The following is a 15,154-nucleotide window of genomic DNA, read 5'->3' as shown; positions in this document are numbered from 1 at the left end:
ACTACTCAATTACTTCACCTCGTTTTCTTAAAGATCTAAAATATTTAATAAGCGTTCTTGTTCGACTTTGTTTGGTAACACTAACGGTAAACGAACACCGCCGACAGGGATACCAGCGTGGGCCAACGCAACTTTGACTGGACCTGGTGAAGGTTGCGCAAATAACTGCTGCCCCTTAGGGATTAGCTGCCGCATAATCGCTGCCGCTGCACCGATTTTGTTGTCAGCAAGATCCGCAAACATTTGGCTTAGTTCTGCACCAAAAAGATGACTGCTAACTGAGATCACGCCCTGTGCACCTAGTGTCTTAGCGGCAAAAGCATATTCATCTTCACCAGTATAGACATAAAAGTCATGATCCTGTGTACCTTCAACTAGCGCGGCTAAATTAGTGATCCCCGTACAATCTTTGATTCCGATCACATTAGGTAGTAAAGAAAGCTGTAGCGCCGTGGCAACCGACATTGCAACCCCGGTACGCGACGGAATGTTATAAATCAAGATTGGTAAGCCGCCCTGCTCACTAACTGCTTGGAAATGCGCCAATAAACCAGCTTGGTTAGGCTTATTATAGTAAGGAACGACAATCAATGCTGCGTCGATACCAGCGATTGCTGCGGTTTGCTGCGTAAACTCAATTGTAGCCGCCGTATTATTGCTCCCCGTATTTGCAATGATCGGCACGCGTCCAGCAACTAAACGAACAGTTTCCTTGAATAAAGCCAATTTTTCTGTGATCGATAAAGTTGGTCCTTCGCCCGTTGTGCCACCAACTAAAATCGCTTGTGTCCCTGTATTTAATAAATGTTCGATCAAAACAGCTAATCGATCAAAACTCACAGCACCCGTGTCATCAAATGGGGTAACCATTGCTGTGATCAATGAAACATCTTTTAACGAATCCATAAAATCCTCCCCGAATCATTAGTTTTCATCAAAAATTTTAGAAAACTAACTGTAACCAATGCTTATTAAATCGTTCTAGTCTTTAAGAATAATTTTATTCTATGATACCACAAAAAAACGGTCACGACATTATCCCCACCACTTGCAGGATTGTTTTTACAACAAATAAAAAAGATGCAACAAGGTATAACCCCTGCTGCATCTTCCTATAAAAGCTTAACGACGTAAGCCTAAGCTTTGGATCAAGTCACGGTAACGTTGGATGTCAGACTTACGCAAGTAAGCTAACAAGTTACGACGATGACCGATTTTTTTCATCAAACCACGGTAAGAATGATAATCCTTCTTATGAACCCGGATATGTTCGTTCAATGTGTTGATTTCTTCAGTTAAGACAGCGATTTGTACTTCTGTCGAACCTGTGTCGCCTTCATGACGAGCAAATTTGGTGATGATTTCGTTTTTACGTTCTTGGGAAATTGCCATGTTTTTCCACACCTTTCACTATATATAAAATGCCCATAACTGAGTAAAACGTTGGTGATTCGTTAAACCAAGTGCTGGGTTCGTGCTAAGCACGTTGTCTACTTTACTAGAAACTAATTTAAATTGCAAGCCAAATTAGCGCCAAAATTGATTCTACTTTTTATTGCCGGATTTACAATGTAAGTGCAACACCAAAATAACTAGACCAAAAAGGCCATGAAGCCTTAAACTTATAAGTGACAAAACCAATAAGTTAGGACGGACTTCATGACCCAATCTAAAGATACCATCAAAAAATCTTATAAGCAACTATCAAGTGAGGAGCGTGGCCAAATCCAGAGTCTTTATGAAGATCATTATTCGATCAGGGCGATTGCTAAAAGATTAGCCCGCGATCCCAGCACGATCAGCCGTGAAATCAAGCGCGGCACCGTGACGCAAATGTCCAGTTATGGCGTTTATACCCAGCGTTATTTTGCCGATAGCGGTCAAATTCAATACGAACAACGCCGTTTAAATTGCCATCGCAAAAGTCTACTCGAACATAATCCGGAATTCTTTAACCAATTGACCACTGCGCTTAAAGCTAAGTTCCGGGTGCACAGTGTAGATAGCTTTGTCGGTGCTTATAAACGTCACCATCCAGCTGAATATTGCCCCGCAACACCCACTGTTTATCGTTACATTGATCGCGGGTTACTAGCTGTCGCCAATATCGATTTACCACAACAGGTCAAACGTCACCAAAAGCACCGTACGGGTCGTGTACGCCAAAATAAAAAGATCTTGGGGACTTCAATTGAACAGCGACCAGTAGCGGCTAATGATCGTTCTGAATTTGGTCATTGGGAAGGTGATTTAGTCAAAGGCAAGCGAACCAGCGATCAACCGGCACTGCTCACCCTAACTGAACGAATGACGCGCTACGAAGTCGTGATCAGAATCCCCAACTATCAGGCTGAAACCTGTAAGGCTGCAGTTCAACAGTTTGTGAATAAACTTGATGTTGAGGTGGTTAAGTCACTCACTTTTGATAATGGTGCAGAATTTTCTGCGCTGAGTGAGGTCACTGGGACCAACCTATATTTTGCTCATCCTTATACGCCGTCAGAACGGGGCAGTAACGAACAGCTTAATGGGCTACTAAGAGAATTTATCCCTAAAGGTCAATCAATTACCAGTTTCAGTGATGATCATATTAAGCAAGCGACCGCGGCACTTAACCAACGGCCACGTAAACTATTTGGTTATAAATCAGCCAATGAATTCATGGCTGAGCAGCTACTCGCATGACCACCACCTAGACCACTTATAAGTGAAGTTTAGCAAGTGTTGCACTTGATTTGACAATTCGGGTCTACTTTTTATTAAAAACTAAACCGTGAAAGTTCAAAACCCAGCTAAACCCTGATTGCACTAAGTTATTTTAGCCCAAAATTAAACACAAGCAGCTCCTTGAAGTATACTTGAGTCGTCTAAACCACGATACAAAGGAGTGCTTGTGCTATGGCTAGTATACCGCAAAATAAAATTGAAAAATCAAGTTTTAAAATAATTACCCAATTTTGTGCCTTGGCGCACCTACCAGCTTTGGTCCGCTTGCTCAATGATCACCGCCATTCTAACGTTTCACTAACTGCAATCTTGATTTGGTTACTCAAGGTTATTTTCCAGCGGCGGACACTTTACCGAGCAGAAGCACCAGGCATGTGTACCAAACGCACGGTCTACAATATCTTGAATGACGGTCGGATCAATTGGCAACGGCTTAGTTGTTTATTGGCACAACGGGTGATTACTGGCCTAGCACAGTGGCTCGACGCCCGCAAAAGTGGTGCGCTGATCATTGATGACACCCTGATCTCACGACTGAATGCGAAACAAACCGAGCTTTTAGCCAACACCTTCGATCATGATCGGCAACGCTACTTAAAAGGTTACCGTGGTTTGACCTTGGCTTGGAGTAACGGCCAGCTCGTGTTGCCAGTCACGACGGCAGTTTTGTCGTCACAGAAAGCACGTAATCGGGTGGGCACACCAGCTAAAACTTTAGATCAACGCACCTTAGCCGGACAACGGCGGGCCCAAGCGATGCGGCCAATGCCAGCGGTCGCACTAGAACTGATCAAGCAAGCGCGGGCAAATGGGCTCAAAGCTAAATATGTGCTATTCGATAGTTGGTTTACCTCGCCTAAAATGTTTGCGGCGTTAAACGACCAAAAGTTGATCGGTATTGGCATGCTTAAACGGACCAAGAAGATCTATTACCGCTATCGTGGCCGCCAATACACCGTCAAAACGCTCTATCAGTACTTACGTCAGTCGCATCGTCAATCACGAGCCGACTATTTATATAGTTGCGTGGTTCAGGCCGCTACCGCAAAGTTACCGTTACGCTTAGTTTTTGTCGCTAAACGCCATTGCGCCAACGACTACCTGGTGTTAGCGACTACAAAAACCAATCTGACCCCGGCAGCGATCATTCAACTTTATAGTCGCCGTTGGCAGATTGAGAACTATTTTAAGGCCGCCAAACAATATTTACGCCTTGATCAGACTCAGATCCAGGATTATGACGGGCTTTGTGCGCATATGGCTGTGACCATGATGACCTATGATCTGTTGGCTTGGCAACAGCGGCGCCAACCAGGCGACCCAACGATTGGCGATATTTTCTATCAATTGGATACCTTACTGCCGATCATTGATCTGGCGACTGCAATCGGCCAGTTACTAGGTGAGTTGACTAACCTAAAGGTGACTAAATCACCTGCAAAAATGACTGCGCAGATCAAGACACTGATTGACCAATTTTTAAATGGCTTATCGATTCAAACTTCGGCGCTGATCACGCTGAGCATGAGCAATAGTTGAAGGTTAATTTTTAGGCTGTAAAGCTTGGTGGACTAAGGGATTACTCGAATTGGAACTTTCACGACTTAGTTAAAAAATTAAAGTAACCCTGATTAAACCTACAAAAGTTAGTCAAGCTATTTTACTTTACAACTTTGTATTGCAAATTTTCCCAGTCTTCTGTATAATTAGCAACGTTGAAAAAATGCAATTAATGTAATTTGCTACCACGGAGGTGACATCAATGCCTAACATTAAATCAGCAATCAAACGTGTTCGCACAAATGAAAAAGCGAACGCACAAAACACTTCACAAATTAGTGCGATGCGTACAACCATCAAACAATTTGAAGCTGCCCAAGCTGCTGGTGCCGAAAACACTGAAGCTTTGTACCGCGATGCAGTTCGTTCAATCGACATGGCTGCTTCTAAAGGTTTGATCCATGCTAATAAAGCTGGCCGTGACAAATCACGTTTAACTAAATTATTGGCTAAATAATTAAAATAAAAAAGCTGACGCATTTGCGTCGGCTTTTTTATTTACCTTTTTTAAGCAACATCCTGACTGAATTTCAAAATAAACAATTGGAATAGCAGTTCTGGTGCCTGTTGACTAGTTTTTAATTTGTATTCTAAATCAACCAAGCCTAAATAAGCTTGCCGCAATGCGATCTGTGGAAATTTTTTAGCTTGATTGATCGCCAATTTGATCCGATAAGGATGTACACGCAACACCTTCGCTAACTCACCCTGACTATAGCCACCACGTTGTAAAATTTTTACCTGTAACAATAACCGAAATTGTCCAACTAAAATCGCATTTAATTTCAGCGGTTCCTCTTTTTGTAAAACTAACTGATGATATAGTGTTAATCCCCGTGCAACATCACGTGCCATCACCGCATCTACCAACGTAAAAACATTTTGTTCTAAATTTTGTGTCACTAACTGTTCAACTGCTGCTGTCGTGATTCGCTGATCCTGCATCGCGTATAAAGTCAGTTTAGTTAATTCGGCCATCATCAATGAAAGATTAGCCTCAGTACGCGCGATCAATAACCGTAATGCCTCTGGTTCGATTGTTAATTGCTGGGCAGTTAAGTAATCATTCACGTATTGCCGTGCTTGTTGTTCTGATAGTGGCTGCACATCCACTAAAGTCGCGTGCTTTTTCAGCGTCTTAGTCACCTTTTTACGCTCGTCTAATTTATCATAGGGCGCAAAAATAACTAGAATAGTCGTTTGTGGAGGATCATTTAAATAAGTCAAAAAACTATCCACATCATGGACGATTTTGGCTTGTTTACTTTCCGCGGTCAAAAAAATGGGGTTTTGCATGAAGACTAACCGACGATCACCAAAGAACGGCGCCGACATCGCATCGTCTAATGCAGTAGCCAATGGCGTTGTTGCTAAATCATAGTTACCAAAGTTCATTGTGGCTTCATCAGGGGTTAGCAGTGCCTGAAATTGATCTTTAACTTGATCGATCAGATAGCTTTCGGTTCCCTTAACTAAATAGATCGATTGTAATTTTTGTTGTTTTAAATTCTTGAGCAATGTGGGTACATCCATAGCTAAACTCAGCCCCGCTTTCTACTTCAAAATTAACGGTAGCTGATCAGCTACCAAAATTATTTATTCGTACGAACATATTTAACGACATTCGGCTCTCTAATTATGTAAGAAAGTCCACCATTTATCATCAAACGACCAGATAATCATCCCGACATCAGCCGTATTTTTATAGGCAATATTAGCAGCTTTAAAACGCGCCAAAGTTTCGGCATGCGGGTGACCATAACGATTATGGCGACCAGCCGAAATAATGACCTTTTGGGGTTGTACGGCTGCTAAAAAAGCTGCGCCAGAAGAAGTCCGGCTACCATGGTGACCTGCTTTTAAATAATCAGCTTTTAATACGGTATCTTTAACTAAAGCATCTTCACCACTAGTTGGTAGATCTCCAGTAAATAACCACGTTTTATGATTCAAACCCAAGCGTAGAACTAGCGAATCCTCATTAGTCCCACTCCCTGGCTGACGTGGTGCCAACACCTGACAATGAAAATCCTTTATTGCAATCTGATTATCACGTAATAATGGCTGCCACTTAGTTTGATAACGATAAGGCCAAATTTTTTGCTGGAAATGTTGATTATATTCCATTCCCGCCGGAAAATAAACCAATCCAATCTGTAATTGCTTTAGTAAAGCAGGTAAATCACCGATATGATCGGTATCTTGATGGCTCAAAAAAACGTGATCTATCCGCCGGATTCCGCGGCTTTTCAGGTAAGGAATAATGACTTGTTCTGCACGTGTACGACTGTCTTTTTTCTGCCAAGCTTTCTGACCAAAATGCAGCTTTCCACCAGTATCGATCAAAGTCACTTCATGATGAAATGGTGTTTCAATCAAAATACTATCACCTTGGCCGATATCAAAGAAAACAACGCGACCCTGAAGAGGAAAATGCAGCCAGCAAAAGCCAGCCAGATAAAGGGTCGCTAACACCCCATAATAACGCCTTTTATGTGGGGAACACCAAGCATAAAATAACAGTAAAATGCAACTGCTAGCTAGCATTGCTGGTAACTGTCCATACGTCAACATCAATCCAGGTCGAGCAAACCAACTAAGAAAAAGCTGTAACCCAACAAAACAACGATCAATCAGCCGTCCAACTATAGGAATGAAATTATAGGTTAAACCGCCTAATAATGTTAACGGTAAAATGGCATAAGAAAATATGGGCATGATCAATAAATTTAACAGAATCGTTAACCAATGCCACTCGTAAACATGATACAACAGCAAGGGTAAACTTAATAAATTAAGTTTTAACGCCCGTTGCCATTCATTCGCTCCCTGTAAAAATAATAGTGCAAACGAAAGTAAATAAGATAGTTGCCCACCTAAACTAAAAAATAAGTATGGCCGATAAACTAAATTAATTAAAACAACTGCAGCAAAACAGTCTAACGGTGCAACTTGAATATGAAAATGACGATTAAAGACGTGCAACCAACATAACAACGCCGCACGCAATAAACTAGTTGTTGCCCCAGCAAATAACGCATATAACGGTAATAAGACTAACAAACAGACCTCAACGCGTTCTCGCGTCCAACGCAGACGCAATAAGCCCATTTGAAATAAATTGGCAAAATAATAAACATGCAGTCCCGATAAACTAAATAAGTGGATCAAGCCTAATTGTTTAAATAACGCTCCCGTTGACTTAAATGCGGCATCTTGATAGCCTAAAATCAAGCTTCGATAGTATTGGCCTAACTGCTGAGGCAACCCACGCGATCGTATGATCAGCCGTTGGCGCCACTCGTGCAGTCGCGTTAAAAAAGTCGGTGAACAACGTTGGACGGTTTTAACTTCGTCAATTGTTAAACTATAGAAAATTCGCTTTTGTTGTTTTAAATAAGACGCATAATCAAACTCAGCTACATTGGTTGCCGGCTGTAATCGCTGATAATCACCAGTAACCGTCAGTTTAACTGCGTGTTGTTGTTGCTGCCAAAAATGTTGTGCGGACTGATCTGGTAAATAATAATAGGCTTGAACCAACTGTCGCGTACCAACAACCTGGGCAGTAAAACGTAGTTGATCACCGGCCACAGTACAATCATCCGGCTCAACTAGCAGGGTATGCCCATGAGGTAATGGTGGTTGTAATTGCTCATAGTACCGATAATAAAAACCAAACATCGTGGCTAAAATAATTATCAAAACAGTTAACCTAAGTTGCTGGGTAAAAAGCAACCGTACGAAAATAAGCAAAACAAATAACCACGCCCACCATCGGACACTTAAAACTGCAAAAGAAAGTGTTGTCGCTAAACCGGCTAAAAAGATCCAGTTATTGCGCAATTAATTAACTTAACGCTGGCTAAATAATTGATTAAGGTCAAATTGGTCAAAATAAGCAGCATCCAGTTTAATTTGATTTAATTCAACACCGGATTTTTTAATCAGCGCTTGAGCATACTCATCATCATGGTAATCTTTTAAATAATTAATAGTTTTGATCCCGGCCTGAATCAACATTTTAGTACATTGAAGACACGGAAAATGAGTAACATAAATTTCCGCACCCTCTGTCGCCGCGCCAAATTTGGCGCACTGTAAAATAGCATTCATCTCAGCATGAATGGTTCGCAGGCAATGCCCGTCCACAATATAGCAGCCAACATCAATACAATGATCGTCACCAGAGACTGACCCATTATATCCACTGGCAATCACACGACGATCACGTACGATGGCTGCGCCTACCGTAGCCCGCGGACAAGTACTCCGTAGTGACGATAATATTGCCTGTGTCATAAAATACTGATCCCACGGCATCCGTTTAGTTTGTACACTATCCATATTACTAAAACCTCATTCTACTCCACAATTGTAGTTAATTTTTGTACCAAAAATTTTTGATGTTACGGACGATGACCATTTTGATGGCCGCAACCTCGCTCATCAAAAACATGGCTCTACTCCACAATTGTAGTTAATTTTTGTACCAAAAATTTTGGTGTTACGGACGATGACCATTTTTATGGCCGCATCCTCACTCATCAAAAACATGGCTCTACTCCACAATTGTAGTTAATTTTTGTACCAAAAATTTTGGTGTTACGGACGATGACCATTTTTATGGCCGCATCCTCACTCATCAAAAACATGGCTCTACTCCACGATTATGGTTAATTTTTGTTTGTTTCCAGTATACCAAAGATGCGGTTAGACCGTAACGCTATCTTTCAGGCTTTCAAAGGTCTTATCACCGATGCCGGAAACCTTTTTTAGATCTTCAGGCTGCTTAAAGCCGCCCTGCTCAGTTCGAAATTGGATGATGAGTTCTGCTTTCTTTTGACCAATGCCAGTTAGCTGTTGCAATTCTTCTGCAGTAGCAGTGTTTAAATTAACTTGTGTCCCGCCGGTACTCGTACTAGTTGTTGCTGTAGCAGTCGCTGGTGCTTCACTTGTAGCCGGTGTTGCCACTGGTGCAGCATATTGTGGCGGCACCTCCTCACCAATCTTAGGAATAAAGACAACCTGTTGATCGTTGAGTTGCTGAGCTAAATTAATTTGCTGTTGATCGGCATCGGTGGCTAACCCCCCAGCCAAGCGCACCACATCAAACAAACGTGTATTATCATTAACTTGATAAATTCCCGGTTTCTTAACTGCTCCCTTAACGTCAACAAAGCCAGTCTGTGTAGTGGTTGGTGCCGTTGCGCTCGCTGTTGAAGCAGTTGCTAGTACCGCTGAATGACTATTAGTAAAAACATCGTCACTTTTTTGTGTTGGTGCTGGTGTACGCAATAACAAAAATAAAACAAGCCCCACACTAACTGTCAATAAACCAATGATCACAAACTGCCAATATTGTTTCAGCCATTCCCAAGCCGCTAACATCATTTCACCTCCAGTTTATTTTAGGTACTGTCAAACGTACCCGATTTTGTCTAGTTTTAATTATTGTTTCTAATGGTTTTGTATTATCTAAGTGAAATTAAAAAACACCCGGACCAATTCTTCTGTTATCCTTGGTGTGCAACCAACAAGAATTCCAAGAAAGAAGGAGATCCGAGTGCTTACACCATTATTAACTTATTTAGTCCAAATAATCAAGTTCCAACGTGCATTGATCATCTTTTTGTTGGCCCAGCTGATTGATATTTTTGACCATTCGCGCTTGCCCAGCACCGATAAACCAACCTATAAACGCTTTAATCAATTTCAAGTTGACGATAAATTACCAATTTTAGCAGCCGATATTGGTCCAGAATCACTTAATTATGAGCAACTGATCATTGACTACATGACCAAAACCGGCAAAGATCTAAAACCAATTCGGCGCCGACAAGGCACCGTGATCACGTTCCAGAACCAACGTTGCCCACGCTGTAATGCCCCAAGCGACTATCTATACGCTAATAACGGTAAAGGTAATCAGCTTAAGTGTAAGATCTGCGCTTTTAGCTTCCAAAATGGTGATGCGCAGAAGAAGAAAGCGGTGGTACTTCGTTGCCCATACTGCCAACATCGATTGGAAGCTCATCACCACCGTAGTAACTTCGATGTGTTACGTTGTCCTAATGACCAATGTTCATTTCGTTTAAAACAAATCAAGCAGTTATCCGTAGCTGAAGCCAAACAATTCAAGGAACAGCCATCTAGCTTCAAAGTACGCTACACTTTCCGTAACTTTAAATTCGATCTCAAAGGCTTAGCGGCTAGTTCGCCAGTTCAAGCCAAGGTCGATTTGAGTAAGATCCAAGCCAGCCCTGAGGTTTTAGGGCTTGCCCTGACCTATCACATTAACTATGGCCTGTCGGCCCGTCGTACCGCAGCCATCATGTACGACGTTCACGGCGTTAAGATCTCCCACCAAACCATTCACAACTACGAAGAGGCGGTAGCGACCGTTATTCGACCATTCTGGGCTAACTATCCTTACGAACTTTCCAACCAATTAGTTGGTGATGAGACTTACGTCAAGGTCAAAGGTAAGTGGAACTATATCTTTTACTTTTACGACGCGGTTAAAAAGCTAATTCTAGCCGACTATATAACGCCCAACCGCACAACTGAATCAGCGGTCGTTGCCATCAATCAAGTCCTACAGAAGATGTCCGAACGTCCAGCCGACCTACAGTTCGTAGTCGACGCCAATCCCATTTATCAAGTAGCACAACTTTATTTTGCTCAACAAGGGATCAATTTTAAAATCAAGCAAGTAGTAGGGTTGACCAACAAAGATCCAATCAGTAAAGAGTATCGTTTCTTGAAACAAACAATTGAGCGTTTAAACCGTAGTTTTAAGGGCAATTATCGGTCGGCCACTGGTTTTAACTCACCAACCGGTTCAGCCAGTTATACCGCCTTATATTCAGCGGCTTATAACTTTTTACGCCCGCACGAAGCGCTAGATTATAAGGTGCCGGTACACCTACCAGAGCTGGACAATAAACCGCGCATGTACGATAAATGGTTGGCCTTGATTGATCTAGCACAAAGCCAATTACCAACTGCATAAGCAAGCATTAGTTTAGGACTAGAATCAAACTTGTCTAAGCTGACTTTGTGTTGCCTCGAAACGGGCGATTGGCCGGATTAATACTGTGCGCGTACAGAACTAACCAACTAGACCACTCAATCCTTAAGTCGATTTCTACAGTTGCATCTACACCACCTTCTGAACCACGGTTTTCATAGAACTTCAGCACTTTACAGCTTTTTAAAAAAATTTGGATATAAAAAGGCACGAATGCCTATTCTTTGCTAAAATGAGTTCGACAAAAAACCATTTAGAAAGAAGGATTCGTGTTGAACTCATTTTATCAAAAATCATCACTTTTAACCACCCTCCACGCCTATTTTTCTGATTTAAAAGCGGCTGGCTTGTCTAAGCCAATGGGCCTTAACTATTTTTGGTTGTGTCTAGCGTTGTTAGTGATCGGTGACCGCCACTCGATCCGCCACTTATTTGAACAATTTCTGGGCCGGGTGACGAAGCATTCTTTGAACACGTTTTATCGGGCTTTGGCAGTGATCGGTAACCACTTGCCACAGTTAGAAGTGCGCAACTTGACGTATTTACTGACCTTGATTCCCACTACTTGTCAGGACTTGCCCTTATTATTGGTTCTGGATGACACGGTCCAACCCAAGTTCGGCCACAAATTTACCGGCGTCAAATATCTATTCGATCACGCCGCACATACGGGTAAGCGGCTCGTCAATGCCCATGATTTCGTTACTTTAGGTCTGATGATCCCAACACAGCGGGACCAAGATGACCAGCCAGTTTATACGTTCTTGCCGTTAGCCACGCACCTTTATCAGGCGGAACAGGCGACCAAATACCAGCAAGCGGCGCAAATGATCAAGACGACTTTGAAATCGATCGCCAGCGACCAACAAGTGTTCCTACTGTGTGACAGTTGGTATCCCAAAGCTGAGATCAACCAACTGGTCATGACGCAACCTAATCTAGCTATGATCGCCAATGTGCGTAAAGATACCGCCATGTTTGGCTTACCCAAACGCACCGGTAAGCGCGGTCGGCCGCGGAAATATGGTGACCAGATCCATTTGGGAAATATTGCATTAAATCTTTGTTCGGCCGGAGATCAGATCGGTATAGTGCGGTGTCTGACACGCTTGATGCCCCAGCCAGTTTACATGATCCGCGTACAACGCAAGACGACTTGTCGTCTGTTCATGGCGACGAGCGCGCCCGAAGAATTAGCGGCGATCACAACCGAAACCCTAGCCGTTGATCCGACCCAGCTCACCTATCGGACGCCGGAGACCAGCGCCCCTGCGCCAGCGCTACGAGCGTTGGCCTACTATCAAAAACGTTGGGCGATCGAGACCTATTTTTATGAAATGAAAACATTCTGGCACTTCGGTGATTACGCCGTGCGTTCAGTAGCCAAGATTGAAGCCGATCATCATTTATTGAATACGGCGTATACCTTGATGATCGTATTGCCATTGACCCAACCTAGTTTAGCTTTTTTGGTAACCAAAAGTTTGCGTGAACGCAAACTCTGGTTAAGTCGGCAAATTCAAGCGGCGCTGTTTTTGGCTAGTTTAGCGCGGCAAGTGCAAAGGCGGTTAAAAACAACACCGGCCAAAGTGGTGATTCAGTGGTTGGCTTCTTGTTGGTCGGGGGTCAGTGAAAAGCTGTAAAGTGCTGTAGAACTTTTGACGTTACCTTATTTTAATCAGCCACTATATTTAATCTACGCAAAAAAGCCGTTCATTTTCTGAACGGCTTCATTAATTCATTATTTTTTCAAATAATTGACGACATCACTAAAGGTTTTGATCGGTACAACTTTGATTTTGCTGTGGATCCGTTTGGCCGCAGCCTTTGCAACCGCATAATTATTTTTATAATTAGGGTCCGCCTTTTTATCAGCTTTAGTGACTGGGTCATTCGGGGCGAAGAAAATAGTTGCTCCGGCACGACTAGCAGCAACAACTTTTTTATCGATGCCACCGATAGCACCAACATTGCCTTTTGCGTCCATCGTTCCGGTTCCAGCAATCTTCCGTCCACGCCGTAACTTACCACCAGTTAATTGGTCATAAATTTCTAGCGTAAACATCGTTCCAGCAGAAGGTCCGCCAATCTCACCTACATTAACTTTTACCGGAATATCGGTCTTGACCTGTGAATGATCAACTAAAGTGATTCCTAAACCAGGTCGTTTAGTTCCTGGCAGTTTGACTAAAGCTTGTGTCGTTGTTTTAACCCGCTGCTTATGGGTATACGTCACCGTCACTTTTTGACCGACACGTTGTCGTTTAACGTAGTTGATGAATTGTTGCGCGCTTTTAAATGCATGGCCGTCGATTTTCGTGACGGTATCCCCAATCGCTAAATGCCTCTTAAACTTTGAACCAGCTAAAAGTGACATCACATAGATTCCACGATATTTTTTATGATAAGCTTCACCAGCTCGCCGGTAAGCAACTGTGATCGCATCGTTGATCGATGACTGCATGTAATAAGTTTGCATCTGTTCATACGTTCGATTGCTAGCACCACCCATCAACGATTCTTTACTAACTGTTTCCGCAAAGGGCTGCGTTTTGCTCCATAAATAAGTCAGTGGCCGTGCTTGCTGCAAAGCAACCGTCGTCAGCATATAATGCCCTTTCCGGCGATCACGTTTGCCATCAACTGTAACAAACTTACTTAAAGATTCCGCAGTCCCCGGTGTCTCCAGATAAAAAGGTAAGGGCAAGAAAAACCCGATCAATAATAGCAGCACGATAACCAAAATCGTTATTTTGCGCTTGTGTTGCTTCATGCTTAGCCCTCTTTCTGACTAAACTTTTGCTTTAGAGCTTGCATGACATTAGTCGGTACTAAAGTTGAGATATCGCCGCCAAATTTGGCCACTTCTTTGATCAAACTTGAAGAAAGAAAGGCATAACGCTTTGGTGCCAATAAAATAACGGTTTCGATCTCTGGTGCTTGTACTTGATTCATTGCAGCAATATCACGTTCATATTCGAAGTCTTTTACGTTACGAATCCCGCGCAAAATAAACTTAGCACCTTGACTACGAGCAAAATCAACGGTTAATTCGTTACTTTGCTCAACTGCACGCACATTGGTCAAAGACTTAGTTGCGGCCGTGATCAACGCGAGCTTTTCAGCTGGTTGAAACAACGGTTGCTTTGAGGTATTGGTCATTACCGCAATAATAACTTCGTCAAACAAATGACTCGCCCGCTGAACGGTCTCTAAATGGCCGTTGGTAAATGGATCAAAACTGCCAGGAAAAACTGCAATTCTAGCTGTCAATATCGATTCCTCCATACTGATAAATCGTGATTGCTGTTGTACCATAAGTTTGCCGGCGTAAATGCGTAAAACCAGCAAGAGCTTCCGGCAAAACAGTTTCACTACTGGTTTCACAAACGATCGTTGCGCCTGGAGCTAACAACTTCTGTGCCGCAAAAGTTGTTAATTCCGCCGCAATTTGTTGGGCACGATAAGGCGGATCTAGTAAAACTAGATCAAACTGTTCCCCAGCAGCCGCAAATTGTTGAATCGCACGATCAGCATTGGCTTTGATCACTTGAAAACGATCTGCGGCCTTGGTTGTTGCCACATTATCTTTGATCACTTTAATGGCCGCATATTGGCGATCAACTAGAACCATTGAATCAAGGCCCCGCGAGATCGCCTCAATGCCTAAACCGCCGCTACCAGCAAATAAATCAAGACCACGACCACCACTAAAATAAGGTCCGATCATATTAAAAATTGCTTCTTTGACTTTATCAGTTGTTGGCCGTGTTGCTTGGCCGGGAACGGCTTTTAAACGACGACCACCAAACTCTCCAGATATAATTCGCATAC

Annotated in this window: 14 protein-coding genes; 5 read left to right on the top strand and 9 right to left on the bottom strand. The window is 42.8% G+C overall.

Going from position 1 to position 15,154, the window contains the following annotated elements; translation table 11 throughout:
- Positions 1-27: 27 nt before the first annotated feature.
- Together dapA and rpsO are read right to left on the bottom strand one after the other, a co-directional pair.
- A complete protein-coding gene (dapA, locus tag LC20001_RS06530; protein WP_004562569.1) occupies positions 28-906 on the bottom strand; it encodes a 4-hydroxy-tetrahydrodipicolinate synthase in 879 nt (292 codons plus the stop codon).
- A 216-nt stretch (positions 907-1,122) separates the two neighbouring features.
- A complete protein-coding gene (gene rpsO / locus LC20001_RS06525; protein ID WP_004562567.1) occupies positions 1,123-1,392 on the bottom strand; it encodes a 30S ribosomal protein S15 in 270 nt (89 codons plus the stop codon).
- A gap of 267 nt (positions 1,393-1,659) precedes the next feature.
- On the opposite strand from rpsO, the gene LC20001_RS06520 reads away from it, so the two are divergent.
- The 3 genes from LC20001_RS06520 (at position 1,660) to rpsT (ending at position 4,744) form a co-directional block, all read left to right on the top strand.
- Positions 1,660-2,685 (top strand): IS30 family transposase, encoded by a 1,026-nt coding sequence (locus LC20001_RS06520; protein ID WP_099267133.1) that lies wholly within the window; start codon positions 1,660-1,662, stop codon positions 2,683-2,685.
- A gap of 213 nt (positions 2,686-2,898) precedes the next feature.
- Positions 2,899-4,266 carry an IS4 family transposase gene (locus LC20001_RS06515; protein WP_099267132.1) on the top strand — a complete coding sequence of 456 codons (1,368 nt, stop codon included), beginning with the start codon at positions 2,899-2,901 and terminating at the stop codon, positions 4,264-4,266.
- A 223-nt stretch (positions 4,267-4,489) separates the two neighbouring features.
- Positions 4,490-4,744, top strand: coding sequence for a 30S ribosomal protein S20 (gene rpsT, locus LC20001_RS06510; RefSeq protein WP_010009676.1), 255 nt, complete (start codon positions 4,490-4,492; stop codon positions 4,742-4,744).
- A 50-nt stretch (positions 4,745-4,794) separates the two neighbouring features.
- Here the strand turns inward: rpsT and holA are convergent, their stop codons facing one another.
- The 4 genes from holA to LC20001_RS06490 all read right to left on the bottom strand — a co-directional run bounded on the left by holA (position 4,795) and on the right by LC20001_RS06490 (position 9,678).
- Positions 4,795-5,820, bottom strand: coding sequence for a DNA polymerase III subunit delta (gene holA, locus LC20001_RS06505; RefSeq protein WP_003680528.1), 1,026 nt, complete (start codon positions 5,818-5,820; stop codon positions 4,795-4,797).
- Positions 5,821-5,919: 99 nt separating this feature from the next.
- Positions 5,920-7,992 carry a DNA internalization-related competence protein ComEC/Rec2 gene (locus tag LC20001_RS06500; protein ID WP_235804475.1) on the bottom strand — a complete coding sequence of 691 codons (2,073 nt, stop codon included), beginning with the start codon at positions 7,990-7,992 and terminating at the stop codon, positions 5,920-5,922.
- A 150-nt stretch (positions 7,993-8,142) separates the two neighbouring features.
- Positions 8,143-8,634: a ComE operon protein 2 gene (locus LC20001_RS06495; protein ID WP_010009681.1), complete on the bottom strand. Its 492-nt coding sequence runs from the start codon at positions 8,632-8,634 to the stop codon at positions 8,143-8,145.
- Positions 8,635-9,000: 366 nt separating this feature from the next.
- A complete protein-coding gene (locus tag LC20001_RS06490) occupies positions 9,001-9,678 on the bottom strand; it encodes a helix-hairpin-helix domain-containing protein (RefSeq protein WP_035456922.1) in 678 nt (225 codons plus the stop codon).
- Between the two features lie 175 nt (positions 9,679-9,853).
- Here LC20001_RS06490 and LC20001_RS06485 point away from each other — a divergent pair, with 175 nt between their 5' ends.
- Both LC20001_RS06485 and LC20001_RS06480 read left to right on the top strand, forming a co-directional pair.
- The gene (locus LC20001_RS06485; protein ID WP_099267101.1) at positions 9,854-11,302 is read left to right on the top strand and encodes a DDE-type integrase/transposase/recombinase; all 1,449 of its coding nucleotides are present in this window, start codon (positions 9,854-9,856) and stop codon (positions 11,300-11,302) included.
- A 287-nt stretch (positions 11,303-11,589) separates the two neighbouring features.
- Positions 11,590-12,963: an IS701 family transposase gene (locus LC20001_RS06480; protein WP_145955953.1), complete on the top strand. Its 1,374-nt coding sequence runs from the start codon at positions 11,590-11,592 to the stop codon at positions 12,961-12,963.
- A gap of 98 nt (positions 12,964-13,061) precedes the next feature.
- Here LC20001_RS06480 and LC20001_RS06475 read toward each other — a convergent pair whose 3' ends face one another.
- From LC20001_RS06475 to rsmD, 3 genes are read right to left on the bottom strand one after another with little or no spacing between them, the layout of a single operon-like run.
- Complete coding sequence (locus LC20001_RS06475) at positions 13,062-14,093, bottom strand: SepM family pheromone-processing serine protease (RefSeq protein ID WP_010009683.1); 1,032 nt, start codon at positions 14,091-14,093, stop codon at positions 13,062-13,064.
- A 2-nt stretch (positions 14,094-14,095) separates the two neighbouring features.
- A complete protein-coding gene (gene coaD, locus LC20001_RS06470; RefSeq protein WP_010009685.1) occupies positions 14,096-14,593 on the bottom strand; it encodes a pantetheine-phosphate adenylyltransferase in 498 nt (165 codons plus the stop codon).
- Positions 14,583-15,152, bottom strand: a complete 570-nt coding sequence (rsmD, locus tag LC20001_RS06465) for a 16S rRNA (guanine(966)-N(2))-methyltransferase RsmD (protein WP_010009687.1) — start codon at positions 15,150-15,152, stop codon at positions 14,583-14,585. The genes coaD and rsmD overlap by 11 nt, the downstream gene beginning before the upstream one ends.
- Between the last annotated feature and the right edge of the window lie 2 nt (positions 15,153-15,154).

This window comes from Loigolactobacillus coryniformis subsp. coryniformis KCTC 3167 = DSM 20001, assembly GCF_002706425.1.
Classification (GTDB): domain Bacteria; phylum Bacillota; class Bacilli; order Lactobacillales; family Lactobacillaceae; genus Loigolactobacillus; species Loigolactobacillus coryniformis.
This window is presented reverse-complemented; position numbering and strand designations above follow the sequence as displayed.

Excerpts from the sequence above, each read along its gene's own strand:
- dapA (WP_004562569.1), bottom strand. The coding sequence starts at position 906 with ATGGATTCGTTAAAAGATGTTTCATTGATCACAGCAATGGTTACCCCA.
- rpsO (WP_004562567.1), bottom strand. The coding sequence starts at position 1,392 with ATGGCAATTTCCCAAGAACGTAAAAACGAAATCATCACCAAATTTGCT.
- LC20001_RS06520 (WP_099267133.1), top strand. The coding sequence starts at position 1,660 with ATGACCCAATCTAAAGATACCATCAAAAAATCTTATAAGCAACTATCA.
- LC20001_RS06515 (WP_099267132.1), top strand. The coding sequence starts at position 2,899 with ATGGCTAGTATACCGCAAAATAAAATTGAAAAATCAAGTTTTAAAATA.
- rpsT (WP_010009676.1), top strand. The coding sequence starts at position 4,490 with ATGCCTAACATTAAATCAGCAATCAAACGTGTTCGCACAAATGAAAAA.
- holA (WP_003680528.1), bottom strand. The coding sequence starts at position 5,820 with ATGGATGTACCCACATTGCTCAAGAATTTAAAACAACAAAAATTACAA.
- LC20001_RS06495 (WP_010009681.1), bottom strand. The coding sequence starts at position 8,634 with ATGGATAGTGTACAAACTAAACGGATGCCGTGGGATCAGTATTTTATG.
- LC20001_RS06490 (WP_035456922.1), bottom strand. The coding sequence starts at position 9,678 with ATGTTAGCGGCTTGGGAATGGCTGAAACAATATTGGCAGTTTGTGATC.
- LC20001_RS06475 (WP_010009683.1), bottom strand. The coding sequence starts at position 14,093 with ATGAAGCAACACAAGCGCAAAATAACGATTTTGGTTATCGTGCTGCTA.
- rsmD (WP_010009687.1), bottom strand. The coding sequence starts at position 15,152 with ATGCGAATTATATCTGGAGAGTTTGGTGGTCGTCGTTTAAAAGCCGTT.